Annotated in this window: 15 protein-coding genes; 4 read left to right on the forward strand and 11 right to left on the reverse strand. The window is 71.6% G+C overall.

Annotated elements, in window-relative coordinates:
• Positions 1 to 121 precede the first annotated feature (121 nt).
• The 6 genes from OG711_RS11675 to OG711_RS11700 all read right to left on the reverse strand — a co-directional run bounded on the left by OG711_RS11675 (position 122) and on the right by OG711_RS11700 (position 5,787).
• Complete coding sequence (locus tag OG711_RS11675) at positions 122 to 733, reverse strand: TetR/AcrR family transcriptional regulator (protein WP_329559203.1); 612 nt, start codon at positions 731 to 733, stop codon at positions 122 to 124.
• 425 nt (positions 734 to 1,158) lie between these two features.
• On the reverse strand, positions 1,159 to 2,244 hold the full coding sequence (locus OG711_RS11680; protein WP_073793262.1) for a branched-chain amino acid aminotransferase: 1,086 nt from the start codon (positions 2,242 to 2,244) through the stop codon (positions 1,159 to 1,161).
• A gap of 354 nt (positions 2,245 to 2,598) precedes the next feature.
• A complete protein-coding gene (locus OG711_RS11685) occupies positions 2,599 to 3,639 on the reverse strand; it encodes a 3-isopropylmalate dehydrogenase (protein ID WP_073793261.1) in 1,041 nt (346 codons plus the stop codon).
• A gap of 113 nt (positions 3,640 to 3,752) precedes the next feature.
• Positions 3,753 to 3,878 (reverse strand): hypothetical protein, encoded by a 126-nt coding sequence (locus OG711_RS11690; RefSeq protein ID WP_099280234.1) that lies wholly within the window; start codon positions 3,876 to 3,878, stop codon positions 3,753 to 3,755.
• Positions 3,879 to 4,287: 409 nt separating this feature from the next.
• A complete protein-coding gene (locus OG711_RS11695) occupies positions 4,288 to 4,791 on the reverse strand; it encodes a hypothetical protein (protein WP_329559204.1) in 504 nt (167 codons plus the stop codon).
• 387 nt (positions 4,792 to 5,178) lie between these two features.
• A complete protein-coding gene (locus OG711_RS11700; RefSeq protein ID WP_329559205.1) occupies positions 5,179 to 5,787 on the reverse strand; it encodes a GNAT family N-acetyltransferase in 609 nt (202 codons plus the stop codon).
• 153 nt (positions 5,788 to 5,940) lie between these two features.
• Here OG711_RS11700 and OG711_RS11705 point away from each other — a divergent pair, with 153 nt between their 5' ends.
• Positions 5,941 to 6,642 carry a nitroreductase family protein gene (locus tag OG711_RS11705; RefSeq protein ID WP_266507842.1) on the forward strand — a complete coding sequence of 234 codons (702 nt, stop codon included), beginning with the start codon at positions 5,941 to 5,943 and terminating at the stop codon, positions 6,640 to 6,642.
• Positions 6,643 to 6,814: 172 nt separating this feature from the next.
• Here OG711_RS11705 and pruA read toward each other — a convergent pair whose 3' ends face one another.
• Positions 6,815 to 8,446, reverse strand: a complete 1,632-nt coding sequence (gene pruA / locus OG711_RS11710) for an L-glutamate gamma-semialdehyde dehydrogenase (protein WP_329559206.1) — start codon at positions 8,444 to 8,446, stop codon at positions 6,815 to 6,817.
• Positions 8,447 to 8,489: 43 nt separating this feature from the next.
• Entirely contained in the window at positions 8,490 to 9,416 is a 927-nt protein-coding gene (locus OG711_RS11715; RefSeq protein WP_329559207.1) for a proline dehydrogenase family protein, read from the reverse strand.
• A gap of 194 nt (positions 9,417 to 9,610) precedes the next feature.
• Here OG711_RS11715 and OG711_RS11720 point away from each other — a divergent pair, with 194 nt between their 5' ends.
• Positions 9,611 to 10,876, forward strand: a complete 1,266-nt coding sequence (locus OG711_RS11720) for a PucR family transcriptional regulator (protein WP_329563749.1) — start codon at positions 9,611 to 9,613, stop codon at positions 10,874 to 10,876.
• Here the strand turns inward: OG711_RS11720 and OG711_RS11725 are convergent.
• Entirely contained in the window at positions 10,851 to 11,771 is a 921-nt protein-coding gene (locus tag OG711_RS11725) for an NAD(P)-dependent oxidoreductase (RefSeq protein ID WP_073793255.1), read from the reverse strand. The genes OG711_RS11720 and OG711_RS11725 overlap by 26 nt on opposite strands.
• 64 nt (positions 11,772 to 11,835) lie before the next feature.
• Here OG711_RS11725 and OG711_RS11730 point away from each other — a divergent pair, with 64 nt between their 5' ends.
• Positions 11,836 to 12,252, forward strand: a complete 417-nt coding sequence (locus OG711_RS11730) for a MerR family transcriptional regulator (RefSeq protein WP_329559208.1) — start codon at positions 11,836 to 11,838, stop codon at positions 12,250 to 12,252.
• A gap of 76 nt (positions 12,253 to 12,328) precedes the next feature.
• Here OG711_RS11730 and OG711_RS11735 read toward each other — a convergent pair whose 3' ends face one another.
• Positions 12,329 to 13,012, reverse strand: a complete 684-nt coding sequence (locus OG711_RS11735) for a TetR/AcrR family transcriptional regulator (protein ID WP_329559209.1) — start codon at positions 13,010 to 13,012, stop codon at positions 12,329 to 12,331.
• A gap of 118 nt (positions 13,013 to 13,130) precedes the next feature.
• Between OG711_RS11735 and OG711_RS11740 the strand changes: the two genes are divergently transcribed.
• Positions 13,131 to 14,714, forward strand: a complete 1,584-nt coding sequence (locus tag OG711_RS11740; protein WP_329559210.1) for an MFS transporter — start codon at positions 13,131 to 13,133, stop codon at positions 14,712 to 14,714.
• A gap of 86 nt (positions 14,715 to 14,800) precedes the next feature.
• Here the strand turns inward: OG711_RS11740 and serA are convergent, their stop codons facing one another.
• Positions 14,801 to 16,405 (reverse strand): phosphoglycerate dehydrogenase, encoded by a 1,605-nt coding sequence (serA, locus tag OG711_RS11745; RefSeq protein WP_073793251.1) that lies wholly within the window; start codon positions 16,403 to 16,405, stop codon positions 14,801 to 14,803.
• Positions 16,406 to 16,949 lie beyond the last annotated feature (544 nt).

Genomic DNA, 16,949 nt, shown 5'->3' on the forward strand with positions numbered 1-16,949 from the left:
TCCCCGCGCCCCTTGGGGGGCGCTGCCTGCCTGGTGTTGTCGGTCGAGTGCGGGTGCGCCCTCGTCTGTGCGCAGTTCCCCGCGCCCCTGAGGCGCTGCCCGCTTGCGGTCGCTGTGCGGGTCAGGGGTGGGTGGGGGGCAGGGAGGTGTCCAGGTAGTCCTGGGTGTGGCGTAGGGCGTGGGCGCGGTCCGTGCCGCGCAGGCCGACCGCCACCGGGATGCTGAGCCCGTCGAGGAGGGCCCGCAGCCGCGTGGCGTACCGGTCGATGTCGAGGGAGCGGAAGTCGCCGTGCGAGACGCCTTCGGCGAGCAGGGCGACCAGGTCACGGTGCCAGGCGCTCTCGATGCGGACCTGCCGGTCACGGCTCTCGTCGCCGGCGCTCAGGGACCGGTTCCACACCTCCAGCCACAGCGTCCAGTGCGGGTCGCGGTGACCGTCGGGGAGATACAGGCCCACGAAGGCGTCGAGCCGTTCGCGGGGGGTGCCGGGATCGCTGAGGAGGCGGGCGCGTTCGGCGCCGAGACGGCCCTCGCTCCACTCCAGGGTGCGCAGCAGCAGTTCGTCCTTGGTGCGGAAGTAGTACAGGAGGTGGCCGCTGCTCATACCGACCTCGGCACCGAGCGCGGCCATGGTCAGTTTCTCCAGGCCACGCTCGGCGATCATCGTCATGGCGGCGGCCAGTACGTCCTCGCGCGGCGGTGCGTGCTTGCGCGTACGGGCGTGACCGGCCATGTAAGTGCTCCTCGGGTGCTCGGGTCCGGGGTATGGCCCGCGGCAGGGCCGGTCGGAGGGACTGCACCCGCCCCCCGCGAAGATGGTACGGGCGCCCACAAGACCGGAGGCGCCCCAAAGGGGCGCGGGGAACTGCGCGAGGACGAGAACCGGCCCGCACCCGAAGAACGACCACAAGCGGGCAGCACCTCAGGGGCGCGGGGAACTGCGCAAAAGACGAGGGCGACCCCGCACCCGAAGAACGACCGCAAGAGCGCAGCATCCAGGGGCGCGGGGAACTGCGCACCCACCGAGCGACGCCACAGGAACAAGCGCGCCCACCCGGACAGCCCCAGAAGCGCGAGCGAAGGCGCCCCGCACAGGGGCAGGCGGCCCACCCGGACAGACCCAGAAGCGCAAGCGAAGGCGAAGCCGCCCCGGAGGGACTACCCCAGGTCGTGCATCCATCCGTAGGGGTCCGGGGCCGCCCCGGACTGAAGGGCGAGCAGCGCGCCGCGCAACCGCATCGTGACCTCCCCCGGCTCCCCGGCCCCCTGCGTCCACTCCCCCCGCCGCGACTTGACGGTCCCCACCGGCGTGATCACCGCCGCGGTCCCGCACGCGAAGACCTCCGTGAGCGCGCCGCTCGCAGCGTCCCGCGCCCAGTCCTCCGTGGAGATCCGCCCCTCCTCCGCGTGGTACCCGAGGTCCCGCGCGATGGTGAGCAGCGAGTCGCGGGTGATCCCCGGCAGCAGCGATCCGGTGAGCTCGGGCGTCACGATCCGGTCCCCGTACACGAAGTACAGGTTCATGCCGCCCATCTCCTCGACCCAGCGGTGCTCGACCGCGTCGAGCCAGACCACCTGGTCGCAGCCCTCGGCCGCCGCTTCCTTCTGGGCGACGAGCGACGCCGCGTAGTTGCCGCCGGTCTTGGCGGCGCCGGTGCCGCCCTTGACCGCGCGGACGTAGTCCTCGGAGAGCCACACGGAGACGGGCTTCACACCGCCGGGGAAGTAGGCACCGGCGGGTGAGGCGATGACGATGAAGAGGTACTCGGAGGCGGGCCGCACCCCGAGGCCGACCTCGGTGGCGAACATGAAGGGGCGCAGGTACAGGGACTGCTCCCCGTGGGCCGGCACCCACTCCTTGTCGTGGGTGACGAGCGCGTCGCACGCGGCGATGAACAGATCGGTGGGCAGCTCGGGCATCGCGAGGCGGCGGGCCGAGGTCTGGAACCGCTCGGCGTTGGCCAGCGGCCGGAACGTGGCGACGGTCCCGTCGGGGCGGCGGTACGCCTTGAGGCCCTCGAAGATGGTCTGCGCGTAGTGCAGTGTCATGTTCGCGGGGTCGATCGAGAGCGGGGCGTAGGGCACCAGCTCGGCGTCGTGCCAGCCGCGGCCCTCGGTCCACTTGACGGTGACCATGTGGTCGGTGAAGTGGCGGCCGAAGCCGGGGTTGCGCAGGATCGCCTCGCGCTCCTCCTCGGACAGCGGATGCGAGGAGGGCTTCAGCTCGATCGTGGGCGTCGTCATGGGTCGTTGTCCTTCACCGTAGGTTGTGAGGGCCGAGCTCCCGCCTGTCCGTTCGGCTCACGCCCGCGCGTGACGATACTAGGACGTCCGAGCTTCACGGCATACGGGTCGGTACGTGACGTATGCGCGGCCCTGGTTCCGAGTATCGCGCGGTGCGGCCCCGTGACGGGAACGGCCCCGGGATCGATACCGGTACCGGCGGTCCGGCGGGGAGGGGCCGCCGGGCTGTCCGGTCCTGTCCGCGGGTGTCCGCGAGGACAGGAGAAGCCGCCGGGAACCTCACGGTCCGGCGGCTTCCGCCCCGGGGCGGACCCGGGGTTCCGGGGCCTGCCCCGGGACGTGTGACGCGCCGGGTCAGCCGGCTACGCGTGCGGCGAGCGCGTCACCGATCTCGTCGGTGGTGCGGGGGGTGCCGTCGCGCTCGGCGAGGTCGGCGGAGACGGCTTCCTCGATGCGCGCGGCCTCGGCCTCCTGGCCGAGGTGGCGCAGCAGGAGGGCGACCGAGAGGATCGTCGCGGTCGGGTCCGCCTTGCCCTGGCCCGCGATGTCGGGCGCGGAGCCGTGGACCGGCTCGAACATCGACGGGAAGGTGCCCGTCGGGTTGATGTTGCCGGAGGCGGCGAGGCCGATCCCGCCGCTGACGGCGGCGGCCAGGTCGGTGAGGATGTCGCCGAAGAGGTTGTCGGTGACGATCACGTCGAAGCGCTCGGGCTGGGTGACGAAGAAGATCGTCGCGGCGTCGACGTGCAGATAGTCGGTGGTGACGTCCGGGTACTCGGCGGCGACCTTGTCGAAGGTGTTCTTCCAGAGGTGACCGGCGTAGACGAGGACGTTGTTCTTGTGGACCAGCGTCAGCTTCTTGCGGGGGCGGGCGTTCGCACGCTCGAAGGCGTCACGGACGACGCGCTCCACCCCGTAGGCGGTGTTGAGGCTGACCTCGGTGGCGACCTCGGCGGGCGTACCGGTGCGCAGCGAGCCGCCGTTGCCGGTGTACGGACCCTCGGTGCCCTCACGGACCACGACGAAGTCGATCTCGGGGCGGCCCGCGAGCGGGGTCGCGGTGTTCGGGAAGAGCTTCGAGGGGCGCAGGTTGATGTAGTGGTCGAACGCGAAGCGGAGCTTCAGCAGCAGACCGCGCTCCAGGACGCCGGAGGGCACCGAGGGGTCGCCGATCGCGCCGAGCAGGATCGCGTCGTGCCCCTTGAGGGACTCCAGCTCCGCTTCGGGGAGGGTCTCCCCGGTGCGGTGCCAGCGCTGGGCGCCGAGGTCGTACTCCTTGGTCTCCAGCTTCACATCCTCGGGGAGGACGACTTTGAGGACCTTGAGCCCCTGGGCCACGACCTCCTGGCCGATACCGTCACCGGGGATCACTGCGAGATTGATGCTGCGAGACATGCGCCGCACCCTACTCCCCGTCCCATGTGATGACATGGCATGTCCGTCATTCGGACAGCCCGGTTCGGCGGCCCCGGGCGCGGGTCACGGGGACCCGCGTCGCGCCGGGCGTTTCAGTGTCCGGTGGAGCCGCCGTTGTCGCGGCGGTCCAGCGCGCGCTGGAGGGCGGCGGCGGCGTTCTTGCGCTCGGACTCGTTCGTACGGGGGTGACGGACTCGGCGGACGGTCGTGTCGTTCATGGTGATCTGCTCCTTGGCGTCCGTGAAGCACGGAGAGGGTCGCACGGGAATGAGGAGTCACCGAGATGAGGGCGGGGAGCTGACGCCGCGGGGATCACCCGCGATGGCGACGCTCACAACCGCGTCCGCTCGATCGAGCGGTATGTTCGGCTCCTACAACGCTAAGGGAGGAGCGCGCTTCTGTCCCTACAAGTAGTCGGACTTCCTACTATCTGAGACGGGTTCAGCGTTCTCGCAGGTGGGAGAGGTGTGGGCCCCGCCACATCGGTGCCGGAACGGCGACGCGTGTGCCGCCGCACCCCCGGATCGAGGGCGCGGCGGCACACGCGTGACGTTCAGTGCGGGCCGCTCCGTGCGGGGCGTGGCGGCCGGGCGGGGCCGGGGCGGGTACCGCGGCCCCGGTGACCGGTCAGAAGGCTTGCAGGAAGTACTTGGTGCGGAAGCCGCTGACGGAGCAGTCGAGGGTGCTCATCGTGCTCGTGTACGTGAAGCCCGAGGGAATGGAGCAGGCCCAGATCCCGGTGGCGGGCGCGCGCAGGAAGTACTTGGTACGGAAACCGCTGACCGAGCAGTCCAGGCTGTTCTGCACACTGCTGTAGGTGAACCCGGTGGGGATCGTGCACGCCCAGAGGCTGTCCGTGGGCGGCTGGACGAAGTACTGGGTCCGGAAGCCGGTCCCTCCGCAGCTCAGGGTGTTCTGGGTGTCGCTGTACGTGTAGCCGGGCGGGATGCTGCAGGACCAGAATCCCGCTGCCGCCCCGGTCGGGCCCGCGGCGGCGGCCGGGCGGCTGTCGGCGGGCCGCTCGGAGGAGGGTGCCGAGGCCGACGCGGCGGTCGGGAACAGCCCGGCGGCCACCATCGCGGCCGCGGCGCCGGAACCGAGCAGGAGCGTGCGGAGTCTCGATCGGATCATGGGTGAGGCACTCCTAGTTGGTCGCACTTCGGACGGAACCAACGGATCGGGCCGCCGGATCGTCCCTCGCTCCGGCGGCCGCAGAACGTGCGTCCGAATGCTCACAGCTGCCCAGGGCGGCCACAAGGGCGGGCCCGGGTGCCAGACCGCTTCCGGCCGTTCCTGGCGACCGGCCGCGCGGGTGTGCGCAGGTGGGACCGGTGCGGGGCGCGGCACCTCGACCCGAACCGCACTTCCGCCGGAAGAGGCCCGAAGCGACCGGTGACAGGGCCCCCGCGCGGTGCATGCCGGCGGGGCCGGCGGGCCGGAGCGGTGCACAGGAGTCGTCGGTGGTCACCGGCGGCCCTCACCGACCGCCGGCCCCACCGGCACCTTCCGGGGCGCCTTCTAGATGTCGGCCCCGGGGCGCGGTTCGCGCCACATCGACCACAGCGCGGGTCCGCCGCCCGGCAGCCGAAGTTCCTCGTCGACGGTGAACCCGAAGTGCTCGTAGAAGGGGAGGTTGGCCGCCTTGGAGGACTCCAGCCGGACGGGCATCCCCGCCGCGTCGGCCTTGGCGAGACCCGAGCGCAGCAGCGCGGCCCCCTGTCCCTGGCCCTGGGCGGCGGGGTCGGCGCCGATCACCGCGAGGTACCAGTGCGGTTCCCGGGGCGGGTGCGCGGCGGCGGCCTCGACGGCCTCGCCGAACAGTCCGGCCCGCTCGCCGAGGATGTCCTGGAGTTCCCGCACGGTCTCCGCGTCGGGCACGGCCTTGTCCCGCGCCTCGGCCGGCACCCAGAAGGCGGCGGCGGAGCCGGTGAGCTCGCAGACGCCGTTGTGGACGTACTGCCGGGTGAAGAGCGTGGTGAAGTACCGGACCAGCGACTCCTCGCGGGAGGCGTCGTCGGGGAAGAACCAGCGCATCATCGGGTCGTCGTGGAAGGCGCGGGCCAGGGAGCGGCTGATCGGTGCGGCGTCGGCGGCGGACGCCGTCCTCGGCGTGTTCGTCGTCTGCATGCGTGCATTCTGCATGCAGTTGATCTTCGACGGTGCGGCGGGTCCGGCTCCCCGGTCGCCCGTACCCGTCCCGGCCTCGTCCGGGGGTGGCAGCCCCGGGCTATCCCCGAAGGCTGTCTCCCCCGCCGGGGCCGTGACCGGCAGACTCGGGCCATGACCGATGTGGCACAGCGCTGGAACCCGATCCATGGCGAGCCCTACCGGCCGGTGCCCTACCGGCCGGAGCGGATGCCCGCCGCCGAATCCGTCGCACGCGCCGCCGAGCTGCGGCGGCGGATGGACCAGCGGCGCACGGTACGGCGGTTCGCGCCGGACCCGGTGCCCGCGGAGGTGGTGCGTGACGCGATCGTGTGCGCGGGCACCGCCCCGTCGGGCGCCCATCAGCAGCCGTGGACGTTCGTGCTGGTACGCGACCAGGAGGTGCGGCGGCTCATCAGGGACGCCGCCGAGCACGAGGAGCGGGTCTCCTACGACGGGCGGCTCGGTGAGGAGTGGCTCGCGGCGCTGCGTCCGCTGGGCACCGACGGGGTGAAGACGCATCTGACGGACGCGCCCGCGCTGATCGTGGTGTTCCAGCAGCGGTACTGGGTCGGCGCGGACGGCGCCCGGCACAAGCACTACTACGTGGACGAGTCGGTGGGGATCGCCGTGGGGATGCTGCTGACCGCGCTGCATCTGTCGGGGCTGGCGGCGCTGGTGCACACCCCGAGCCCGATGGGTTTCCTGCGGGAGGTGCTGGGCCGTCCGGCCAACGAGAAGGCGTTCGCGGTGATCCCGGTGGGCTATCCCGCCGCCGACTGCGAGGTCCCGGGGCTGGTCCGCAAGTCGCTGGACCAGGTGCTGGTGGAGATCTGAGCGGCCCCGGCATGGAGACCGCCCCGGACCCTGGCTGGGGGGCCGGGGTCCGGGGCGGTGCTTGTGGCCCGCGCGCGGACCGGGGGGTGGTCCGCGCGCGGGCGGGGCGGTGGCTGGGCTGGGAAGGGAGCCACCGCCGGAGGGCGGCCGGGTGAGGACCGCCCTGGTCGGGTCAGCCCATGTGCGGGTAGGTGTAGTCGGTCGGCGGGACCAGGGTCTCCTTGATGGCCCGGGTCAGGGTCCAGCGCTGGAGGTTCTGGGGGGCGCCGGCCTTGTCGTTGGTGCCGGAGGCACGGCCACCGCCGAAGGGCTGCTGGCCGACGACGGCGCCGGTCGACTTGTCGTTGATGTAGAAGTTGCCCGCGGCGTACCGCAGCTTCTCCATCGTGTGGGCGACGACCGCGCGGTCACCGGCGACGACGGACCCGGTCAGCGCGTAGTCCGAGACGGACTCCATCTGGTCGAGCATCGCGTCGTACCGGTCGTCCTCGTACACATGGACGGCGAGGAACGGGCCGAAGTACTCGGTGGTGAAGACCTCGTTGGCCGGGTCGGAGCACTCGACGACGGTCGGGCGGACGAAGTAGCCCACCGAGTCGTCGTACGTGCCGCCCGCGACGATGGTGCAGGTGTCGTCGGCCTTGGCACGGTCGATGGCGGCCTTGTTCTTGGCGAAGGACCGCTCGTCGATGACGGCGCCGATGAAGTTCGACAGATCAGTGACGTCACCCATGGCGAGTCCGTCGATCTCCGCCGCGAACTCCTCCTTGAAGCCGGAGTTCCAGATCGAGGCGGGGATGTACGCGCGGGAGGTCGCGGAGCACTTCTGGCCCTGGTACTCGAAGGCGCCCCGGGTGAGGGCCGTCTTCAGGATGCCGCGGTCGGCGGTGGGGTGCGCGACGACGAAGTCCTTGCCGCCGGTCTCGCCGACGAGACGCGGGTAGGTGCGGTACTTGCCGATGTTCTCGCCGACCGTCTTCCACAGGTGCTGGAAGGTGGGGGTGGAACCGGTGAAGTGGATGCCCGCGAGGTCCCGGTGGTGCAGGGCGACCTCGGAGACGGCGATGCCGTCGCCGGTGACGAGGTTGATGACGCCCTTGGGCAGCCCGGCCTCCTCCAGCAGACGCATCAGCAGCACGGCGGCGTGGGTCTGGGTCGGGGACGGCTTCCACACCACGACATTGCCCATCAGGGCGGGCGCGGTCGGCAGGTTGCCCGCGATGGCCGTGAAGTTGAACGGCGTGATCGCGTAGACGAAGCCTTCGAGCGGCCGGTGGTCGAGACGGTTCCACACACCGGGCGAGTTCGCCGGGGGCTGCTCGGCGAGCAGGTCACGGGCGTACTTGACGTTGAAGCGCCAGAAGTCGACGAGCTCGCAGGGCGTGTCGATCTCTGCCTGCTGGACGGTCTTGGACTGCCCGAGCATCGTGGACGCGGCGAGCGTCTCGCGCCAGGGGCCGGCGAGCAGGTCGGCGGCGCGCAGGATGATCGCGGCGCGGTCGTCGAAGGACAGCGCGCGCCAGGCCGGAGCGGCGGCCAGGGCCGCGTCGACGGCGTCCTGGGCGTCCTGCTCCGTGGCGTTGCGGTAGGTGCCGAGGACGGCCTTGTGGTTGTGCGGCTGGACGACCTGGAAGGTGTCACCGCCGCCCATCCGCCGCTCGCCGCCGATGGTCATCGGCAGGTCGACCGGGTTCTCGGCCAGTTCCTTGAGCTTCACTTCGAGGCGGGCGCGCTCCGGGGAGCCGGGCGCGTAGCCGAGCACCGGCTCGTTGACCGGGGCGGGGACCTGGGTCACAGCGTCCATGGGTTCCGTGTCTCCTAAAGGGTCGGGAGGGGTCGGGGAGCGCTCAGCCCTTGGTGAGGATGGAGCGGGCGAAGAACAGCAGGTTCGCGGGCTTCTCCGCGAGACGCCGCATGAAGTAGCCGTACCAGTCGGTTCCGTACGCGGTGTAGACGCGCATGCGGTGTCCCTCGGCGGCCAGCCTCAGGTGTTCCTCGCTGCGGATGCCGTAGAGCATCTGGAACTCGTACTCGTCCAGTTTGCGCCCGGCGCGCCGGGCGAGGTCCTGGGTGATGGAGATCAGGCGCGGGTCGTGGGACCCGATCATCGGGTACCCCTCGCCCTCCATCAGGATGCGCAGGACCCGGACGTACGCCTTGTCGATCTCGGCCTTGTCCTGGTGGGCGACGGTCGCGGGCTCCTTGTAGGCGCCCTTCACGATCCGTACCCGGCAGCCCTCGGCGGCGAGCCGGCGGGCGTCGTCCTCGGTGCGGAAGAGGTACGCCTGGATGACGCAACCGGTCTGCGGGAAGTCCTCACGCAGCGCGGAGTGGATGGCGAACATCGAGTCGAGGGTGGTGTGGTCCTCGGCGTCCAGGGTGACGGTGGTGCCGATCGCGGCGGCGGCCTCGACGACGGGCCGCACATTGGCGAGCGCCAGCTCGTGGCCGCCCTCCAGGGCCTGGCCGAACATGGACAGCTTCACCGACATCTCGGCGCGCTCACCGAGCCCGAGGTCTTCGAGCTGCCCGATCAGCTCCAGATAGGCGTCACGGGCGGCGATGGACTGCTCGCGGGTGGTGATGTCCTCACCGACGACGTCGAGGGTGACCTCCAGGCCCCGCTCGGCGGCCTCGCGCACGATCGGGATCACCTGGTCGACGGTCTCACCGGCGATGAACCGGGCCACGACCTGCTTGGTGCCCGGTGCCGCCGACACGAAGCGGCGCATCCGGTCGCTGCGCGAAGCGGCGAGAATCACGGGACCCAGCACGGGCCACCTCCACGGAGAGAGACGAACAGACCGTGCCCGGGACGGTCCGGCACGGGGGCTGAACGCTGCGGGTACGGCGGAAGAACCTCCGTGAAACCTAGGGATCGCTCCGATCCTGGGCCATCGACAGCTGTCACGCATCCGTGCCCGCGATCTCAGACATCTGTATGAGGAAGGGGCGGATGTGCCGGATGATGGGAGTCGTGAAGGGCGACATGGACGACCACCAGGAGCTCGTCGACGAGATCTCGGCGCTGCTCGGAGCCCCCGCGACCCTGGAGAACCGGGACTTCCGGCTGATCGCGTTCGGCGCCCACGACAGCGACGACGACAGCGCCATGGACCCGGTCAGGACCCGTTCGATCCTCACCCGGGGTTCCACCGCGGCGGTCCGCGCCTGGTTCGAGGGGTTCGGCATCACCCGGGCGACCGGCCCGGTCCGGATCCCGGCGGCCCCGGAGGCGGGGGTGATGCGCGGCAGGATCTGTCTGCCGGTACGCCATCGGGGTGTCGTCCTCGGCTATGTGTGGCTGCTGGACGACGATCCCGGGCCGTCCGACGCGCGGCTCGCCGCCGCGATGGACGTCGCCGCGCGGATCGGCGTCCTGCTCGCGGACGAGGAACAGGCGGGCGCGGACCTCACCCGTGAGCTGCGGGCCGTGCTGACGGCGGAGCGCGGCTGGCAGCGGGACATGGCCACCTCCGCGCTGCGCACGGCGCTGGGCGCCCGCGCCGACGGGCTGCACACGGTCGTGTGCGTCGCGCCCTGGGCGGCCCCGGACGGCTCCGCTCAGCCGCTGCCGTCCGCCCGCTCGCTGCCCGCCGCGACCGCGCTGTGCGCGCTGCCCTGGGGTCCGGACGGCCAGGCACTCGCCGTCCTGGTACGGCTGCGCACCCCCGACGACCCGGGTCCGGCCGTGGCGGTCGCCGCCCGGCTGCGGGACACGGTGGCGGGCCCGCCGCCCGGACGGCGGCCCGCCGCCTCCCGTACCCCGGCGGACGGCGCCCCGATGGCGGGGGTCGGTGACCCCCGCCGTGAGCTGGCGGATCTGGCGACCGCGTGGCAGGAGGCCGTGGCGGCGGCCCGGGCGGCACTGGCCGAGCCCCGGTTCGGTCCGGTGGCCGAGTGGTCGGCCATCGGCCCGTACCGGCTGCTCACGGCCCTGCCCACCGGTGGCCCCGCCGACCCGGCGGCCCGGGAGCTGCTGACCCCCGCGCACCAGGAACTCGCCCGTACCGCCGAGGTCTATCTGGACCTGTCGGGCCAGGCGGGCCGCACCGCCGCCGAACTCGGCATCCACCGCCAGACCCTGTACTACCGGCTGTCCCGCGTCGAACAGCTCACCGGACTGCGCCTCGACGACGGCGAGGACCGGCTGCTGCTGCACATGGCCCTCAAGGCGGCCCGGCTGGAGCGCACCGGCGGGAGCGCCGTCAGACGGCCGGCAGCGCCTTCTTGAACACCTCGAAGAGGGCCAGGTAGTTCTGCTCGCCATGGCCCTCGGCCACCGCGCGCCGGGCGATGTCCCGCATCAGGAGCGGCTGTTCGGTGTGGACGCCCTGCTCCGCGCTGGTGTGGGCGATGTGCTCCAGCGCGTTGAGGTTCATCTCCATGGTGCCGAGGTCACCGGGGTAGTGGGACCGGTCCAGATCGGGCGCCTGGGCGAGCAGGGACGCGGGGTCCACCACCGCGGGCATGAACCAGCCGAGCGCGAGTTCCGCGAACCCGGTGGCCGTGACACCGGCCGAACCGACCAGGGCGGTGGCGTGCAGCCAGCCGTTCATCGTCGCGTACATCATGGTGAGCAGCGCCGCGTTGTGGAGCACCGCGAGGCCCGGGTCGGTACCGAGGTAGCGGGGGTCCCCGAGGGTGGCGAGCGCGTCGCGGTGCCGGTCGAAGGCGTCGCGGGCCCCGCTGTACAGGAACACCGCGCCGGGCTCGCCGACGAGCGGCGGCGGCACCATGATCGCCCCGTCGAGGTAACCGGCGCCGTGCCCGGCGGCCCAGTCGGCGGCGGTACGGGCCTCGTCGGGGGTACCGGAGTTGAGATTGACGAGGAAGCTGTCCGCGAGGACGGCGGCGGCCGGGTCGAGGACGTCGTACAGAGTCGCGTAGTCCTTGAGACAGACGACGGTGACGGGGCTCGCGGCCACCGCGTCGGCGGCGGTCGGCGCGCGCCGGGCGCCCCGGGCGACGAGGTCGTCGGCGCGTGTGGGGGTCCGGTTCCAGACGGTGAGGGAGTGGCCCCTGTCGAGCAGGGTTTCGGCGAGCGCGAGGCCCATCGGGCCGAGGCCGATCACGCTGACGGGGCCCGCGGGCTTGCTGTGCTGGGGAGTTGACGTCTGTGAGGTCATGCGTGGCACGCTAGGGTCTGACATCGATGTGAGAGTCAAACCGGACTTGTGTGGTGACCGTCACGTGCGTATGGGGGACTTTTCCCGACGGACCGGAGTGAGCCAGCGACTGCTGCGCTACTACGAGGAACAGGGGCTGCTCACGCCCCGGCGGCTGCCCAGCGGGTACCGCGAGTACGACGAGCCGGACCTCCGTACGGTCCGGGCGATCCGCGTCATGCTGGCCGCCGGGCTCACCACCCGTGTCATCGGTGAGCTGCTGCCGTGCACGGTGGACGAGGGCGAAGGCCCGGTGGTCGCCTGCTCCGGGCTCCTCCCCGACCTGGAGCGGGAGCGCGACCGGCTCGACGACACGATCTCCGACCTGCTGGCCGCGCGCGAGGCGCTGGACTCCCTGATCCAGGTGACACCGGAGCGGGACGAGGCCACCGGCGAGGAGGTCTGCTGGGTGGACACCCCGCACGAGGTCGCCGTCCCCTGATCCGCCGTCCCGTGAGCCGGTGGTCCGGGAGCCGGTGGTCCGGGAGCCGGTGATCGGTGATCCGGGAGCGGGAGGGTCAGGCGCCGCCGGTGTCCGTCGTACGCGCGGCGGTGTCCGGGTCGGCGGTGGTGTCCACGTCCGCGAGGGCGCCCGTCCCCGGGTCGGCGGCCGTGTCCGGTACACCCCCGGCGTCCGCGATGACCCGGCGCAGCCCCTCGGTGAGTTCCTTGGCGCTGGGGGCGGTGGCCGGGTCGAACAGCCACTGCACCAGCAGCCCCTGGAGCAGCGTCACATAGAAGGCGCCCTGGCTGCGGGCCGCCGGGTCGTCGGGGTCGGGTTCCGGGCCGCCGACGAAGAGCGGCATCAGCCCGGTACGCGCGGAGCCCGTGGCGGCGGCGAGGTGTTCCCGTACGCCCGGCAGACCGTCACCGAGGAACGAGACCTCCAGGCTGAGCCGCCAGATCCGCCGGTCCCGCGAGAACGTGTGGATCACGTTCTCCCAGGTCTTCTCGAAGCGTTCGAGCGAGCCGTCCCCGTCGGGTACGCGGTCCTCCCCCAGCCCCTCGAACGCGTCCCCGACCGCGCCGATCATCGCCACGTACGCCTGCGCCAGCAGGGCGTCCTTGGAACCGTAGTGGTAGCCGATGGACGCCAGATTGGTCCCGGACTCCTTGACGATGTCGCGCGCGGTCGTCCGTGTGAAGCCCTTCTCCAGCAGACAGCGCTTCGCGCCTTCGAGCAGATCCTCACGGTGTCCCATGGCGCGCAGCGTACCCCCGGACGACCGGCATGGACATCCGTCCCATACAAACGTTCCATACGTACGTATTAAACGCTCGTACTAGACAAGCGTCTTACACGCTCGTACAGTCCTGCCCATGATGAATCCCGCACCCGGTGCCGCCGGGCCCGGACCCATGTCCGCGCCCCGGGCCGGACGCCGTGAGTGGACCGCGCTGGCGGTCCTGATGCTGCCCCTGCTGCTGGTCTCGATGGATGTGTCCGTGCTCTACTTCGCCGTCCCGGCGATCAGCGCGGACCTCGCCCCGAGCGGCACCCAGCAGCTCTGGATCTTCGACATCTACGCCTTCGTGCTCGCCGGCCTGCTGATGACCATGGGCTCCATCGGTGACCGCATAGGACGCCGCAGGCTGCTGCTGATCGGCGCGGTCGCGTTCGGCGCGGCATCGCTGGCCGCGGCCTACGCGAACAGCGCGGAGATGCTGATCGCCGCCCGTGCGATCCTCGGCATCGGCGGCGCCACCCTCATGCCGTCCACCCTGGCCCTGGTCCGCAGCCTGTTCCGGGACCCGGCCCAGCGCGCCAAGGCCATCGGGGTGTGGTCCGCGGTGATGACCGGCGGGGTCGCGCTCGGCTCGGTGATGAGCGGGGTCCTCGTCGAGTACTTCTGGTGGGGCTCGGTGTTCCTGGTGAACCTGCCCGCCATGGCACTGCTGCTCGTCCTCGCGCCGCTGCTGATCCCCGAGTCCAAGGACCCCGCCCCCGGCCGCTTCGACCTGCTGAGCGTGCCCCTGTCGATGGCCGCCGTGCTTCCCCTGGTGTACGGCCTGAAGGAGATCCCCTCCGAGGGCTTCGAAACCCCGTACGTACTGTCCCTGATGGCCGGCCTGGTCTTCACCGTCCTGTTCGTGATCCGTCAGCGCACGGCCGCGTCACCGCTGATCTCCCCCGCGCTGTTCCGGGGCCGCGGCTTCGGCCCCGCGGTGACCCTGAACTCCCTCGCGATGTTCGCGATGATGGGCTCCGCGTACTTCACCACCCAGTACCTCCAGTCCGTGCTCGGCAAGAGCGCCCTGGAGGCCGCGCTGTGGTCGCTGCTGCCCTCGGTCGTGATCGGGGTCGTCGCGCCCCTCACCACCGCCGTGGTGCAGCGCGGTGCGCCCCGCGCCCATGTAGTGGCCGCCGGGTTCATGATCTCGGGGGGCGGCTTCCTGCTGCTCTCGCTGGCCGGTACGGACGACCTGTGGCTGGTGCTCGCCGGATCGGGCGTCCTGGCCTGCGGGATCGTCGCGGTGATGGCCCTGATGACGGATCTGGCCCTCGGCGCGACCCCGCCGGAGCGCGCGGGCTCGGCGTCCTCCCTGCTGGAGACCGGGCAGGAGTTCGGCGGCGCGCTGGGGATGGCGGTGCTCGGCTCGATCGGTACGGCCGTCTTCCGGCACCGGATCGAGGACGGCTCCCCCGCCGGTGTCCCGGACGCGGCGCACGAGACCCTCGGCGGTGCCCTCGTGGCGGCCGGGCACCTGCCCGGACCGGTGGGTGACGCTCTGGCGGCCGTCGCCCGGGAGGCCTTCACGGACGGCATGCGGGCCGCGGCGCTCGGCGGCGCGACGGCGCTGATGATCGCCACCGTGCTGGCCCTCACCCTGCTGCGACGGGGACCCGGCCCGGCCCACGCCTGCCGGGACAAGAACCACGAAGCCGGACGACAGGCCGTCTAGGGCCTCTCGTCCGGCTCGGGGAGAACTGGACGGGTCCGGTCGCCACAGGGGGGCGACCGGACCCGTCCGGGTCATGCGGGGGCGGCTCAGCCGGTGAGGTTCACCGAGCGGGCGGACACCGCGCCGATCTCCTCGCCCAGCTCCGCGAGGACGGTGGGCGACACCGTGTCGTCGACGGTGAGGACCGCGAGGGCCTCGCCCCCGACCGCCGCACGCGAGACCTGCATACCGGCGATGTTGATACCCGCCTCACCGAGGACACGGCCGACCGCGCCGACGACACCCGGACGGTCCGCGTACTTCAGGACGACCATGTGGTCGGTGAGCGCCAGATCGATGTCGTGCTCACCGATCGCGACGATCTTCTGGTGGTGCTTGGGCCCGGCCAGGGTGCCGGAGACCGAGATCTCCTGACCGTCCCCGAGGGTGCCGCGCACGGTCACCACATTGCGGTGGTCGGGCGACTCGCTGGAGGTCGTCAGCCGGACCTCCACCCCGCGCTCCTGCGCGAACAGCGGGGCGTTCACATAGGACACCGTCTCGTCCACGACGTCCTCGAACACCCCCTTCAGGGCGCTCAGTTCGAGAACCTTCACATCGTGCTGGGTGATCTCGCCGTAGACCTCGACATCGAGCCGGACGGCGACCTCGCCCGCCAGCGCGGTGAAGATCCGGCCCAGCCGCTCGGCCAGCGGCAGACCCGGCTTGACGTCCTGCGCGATGACCCCGCCCTGGACGTTCACCGCGTCGGGCACCAGCTCACCGGCGAGCGCGAGACGCACGGAACGCGCGACGGCGATACCCGCCTTCTCCTGCGCCTCGTCGGTGGAGGCCCCGAGGTGCGGGGTGCAGACGACCTGGTCGAACTGGAACAGCGGGGAGTCCGTGCAGGGCTCCTTGGCGTAGACGTCCAGACCGGCGCCCGCGACCCGGCCCTCCTTCAGCGCCGAGTACAGCGCCTCCTCGTCGACGATGCCACCGCGCGCGGCGTTCACGATCCGGACCGACGGCTTCACCTTGTGCAGCGCGTCGTCACCGATGAGGCCCAGCGTCTCGGGCGTCTTCGGGAGGTGCACGGTGATGAAGTCCGAGACCGCCAGCAGCTCGTCCAGCGAGAGGACCTTCACGCCCATCTGCGCGGCACGCGCGGGCTGCACATACGGGTCGTACGCGACGACCTTCATGCCGAACGCGGACATCCGCTGCGCGACGAGCGCCCCGATGCGACCGAGGCCCACGACCCCGAGGGTCTTCTCCGCCAGCTCGACGCCGGTGTACTTGGAGCGCTTCCACTCGCCGTTCTTGAGGGCGGCGTTGGCCTGCGGGATGTTGCGCGCGGTGGCCACCAGCAGACCACAGGCCAGCTCGGCGGCCGTGACGATGTTGGAGGTGGGCGCGTTGACGACCATCACGCCGGCCTTGGTGGCCGAGGACACGTCGACGTTGTCGAGACCGACGCCCGCGCGGGCGACGACCCGCAGCTTGCGGGCCGCGGCGATGGCCTCGGCGTCGACCTTGGTGGCCGAGCGGATCAGGATGGCGTCGACATCGGCGATGGCGGGCAGCAGTTCGGCGCGGTCGGCGCCGTTGCAGTGCCGGATCTCGAAGTCGGGCCCCAGCGCGTCGACAGTCGCGGGCGACAGCTCTTCAGCGATGAGTACGACCGGTTTGCCGTTGGCAGCAGTGCTCACGTGAGTCCTCACAAGTCCATTGCGGACGGCCGTCCCGACGGCCGCAGGCGGTGGAGGGATGCTTGCCGCGTGGAAGACGCACGACGCTGTGGGCCTGACGCGTATGTGCTGTGCAGTGTAGTGGCGGAACGGGTCCCGTTTTCCGCCGCGCAGTAAGGATCACCCTTCCGTGGCTGGACGGACTGGACAATCCCGCGCCGTCGCCTGCGCTTCCGAGGTCCGCCCGCCTGGACGCGGGTCGCCTTCGCTCGCGCTTCTGGGTTTCTTGTGCCGGGCGTACTTGTTCGCCGCGCCGTCGCTCGGTGGGTTCGCGCAGTTCCCCGCGCCCCTTTGGGGCGCCATCCGCTTGTTCTTCGGGTCGGTGCCGGTCGGGATTCTCCGTCCTCGATCCGACACGCTCGGTACGACGCTTCCTTGCCCGACTGAAGAGCATCGGAGTCTGCGAGCAGAGATTCCCGCCCACCCCCTCCCGCAGCCGGGCGAGTGCACGAGGAGGGGGTTTGAACCCCGGCCCCGGTTGATGCAGCCCGCAGCCTGATCGCCG

Origin of the sequence: Streptomyces uncialis (assembly GCF_036250755.1) — a bacterium.
Classification (GTDB): domain Bacteria; phylum Actinomycetota; class Actinomycetes; order Streptomycetales; family Streptomycetaceae; genus Streptomyces; species Streptomyces uncialis.

Excerpts from the sequence above, each read along its gene's own strand:
- OG711_RS11700 (WP_329559205.1), bottom strand. The coding sequence starts at position 5,787 with ATGCAGACGACGAACACGCCGAGGACGGCGTCCGCCGCCGACGCCGCA.
- OG711_RS11705 (WP_266507842.1), top strand. The coding sequence starts at position 5,941 with ATGACCGATGTGGCACAGCGCTGGAACCCGATCCATGGCGAGCCCTAC.
- OG711_RS11720 (WP_329563749.1), top strand. The coding sequence starts at position 9,611 with ATGGGAGTCGTGAAGGGCGACATGGACGACCACCAGGAGCTCGTCGAC.
- pruA (WP_329559206.1), bottom strand. The coding sequence starts at position 8,446 with ATGGACGCTGTGACCCAGGTCCCCGCCCCGGTCAACGAGCCGGTGCTC.
- OG711_RS11680 (WP_073793262.1), bottom strand. The coding sequence starts at position 2,244 with ATGACGACGCCCACGATCGAGCTGAAGCCCTCCTCGCATCCGCTGTCC.
- OG711_RS11735 (WP_329559209.1), bottom strand. The coding sequence starts at position 13,012 with ATGGGACACCGTGAGGATCTGCTCGAAGGCGCGAAGCGCTGTCTGCTG.
- OG711_RS11695 (WP_329559204.1), bottom strand. The coding sequence starts at position 4,791 with ATGATCCGATCGAGACTCCGCACGCTCCTGCTCGGTTCCGGCGCCGCG.
- OG711_RS11685 (WP_073793261.1), bottom strand. The coding sequence starts at position 3,639 with ATGTCTCGCAGCATCAATCTCGCAGTGATCCCCGGTGACGGTATCGGC.
- OG711_RS11675 (WP_329559203.1), bottom strand. The coding sequence starts at position 733 with ATGGCCGGTCACGCCCGTACGCGCAAGCACGCACCGCCGCGCGAGGAC.
- OG711_RS11690 (WP_099280234.1), bottom strand. The coding sequence starts at position 3,878 with ATGAACGACACGACCGTCCGCCGAGTCCGTCACCCCCGTACGAACGAG.
- OG711_RS11740 (WP_329559210.1), top strand. The coding sequence starts at position 13,131 with ATGATGAATCCCGCACCCGGTGCCGCCGGGCCCGGACCCATGTCCGCG.
- OG711_RS11725 (WP_073793255.1), bottom strand. The coding sequence starts at position 11,771 with ATGACCTCACAGACGTCAACTCCCCAGCACAGCAAGCCCGCGGGCCCC.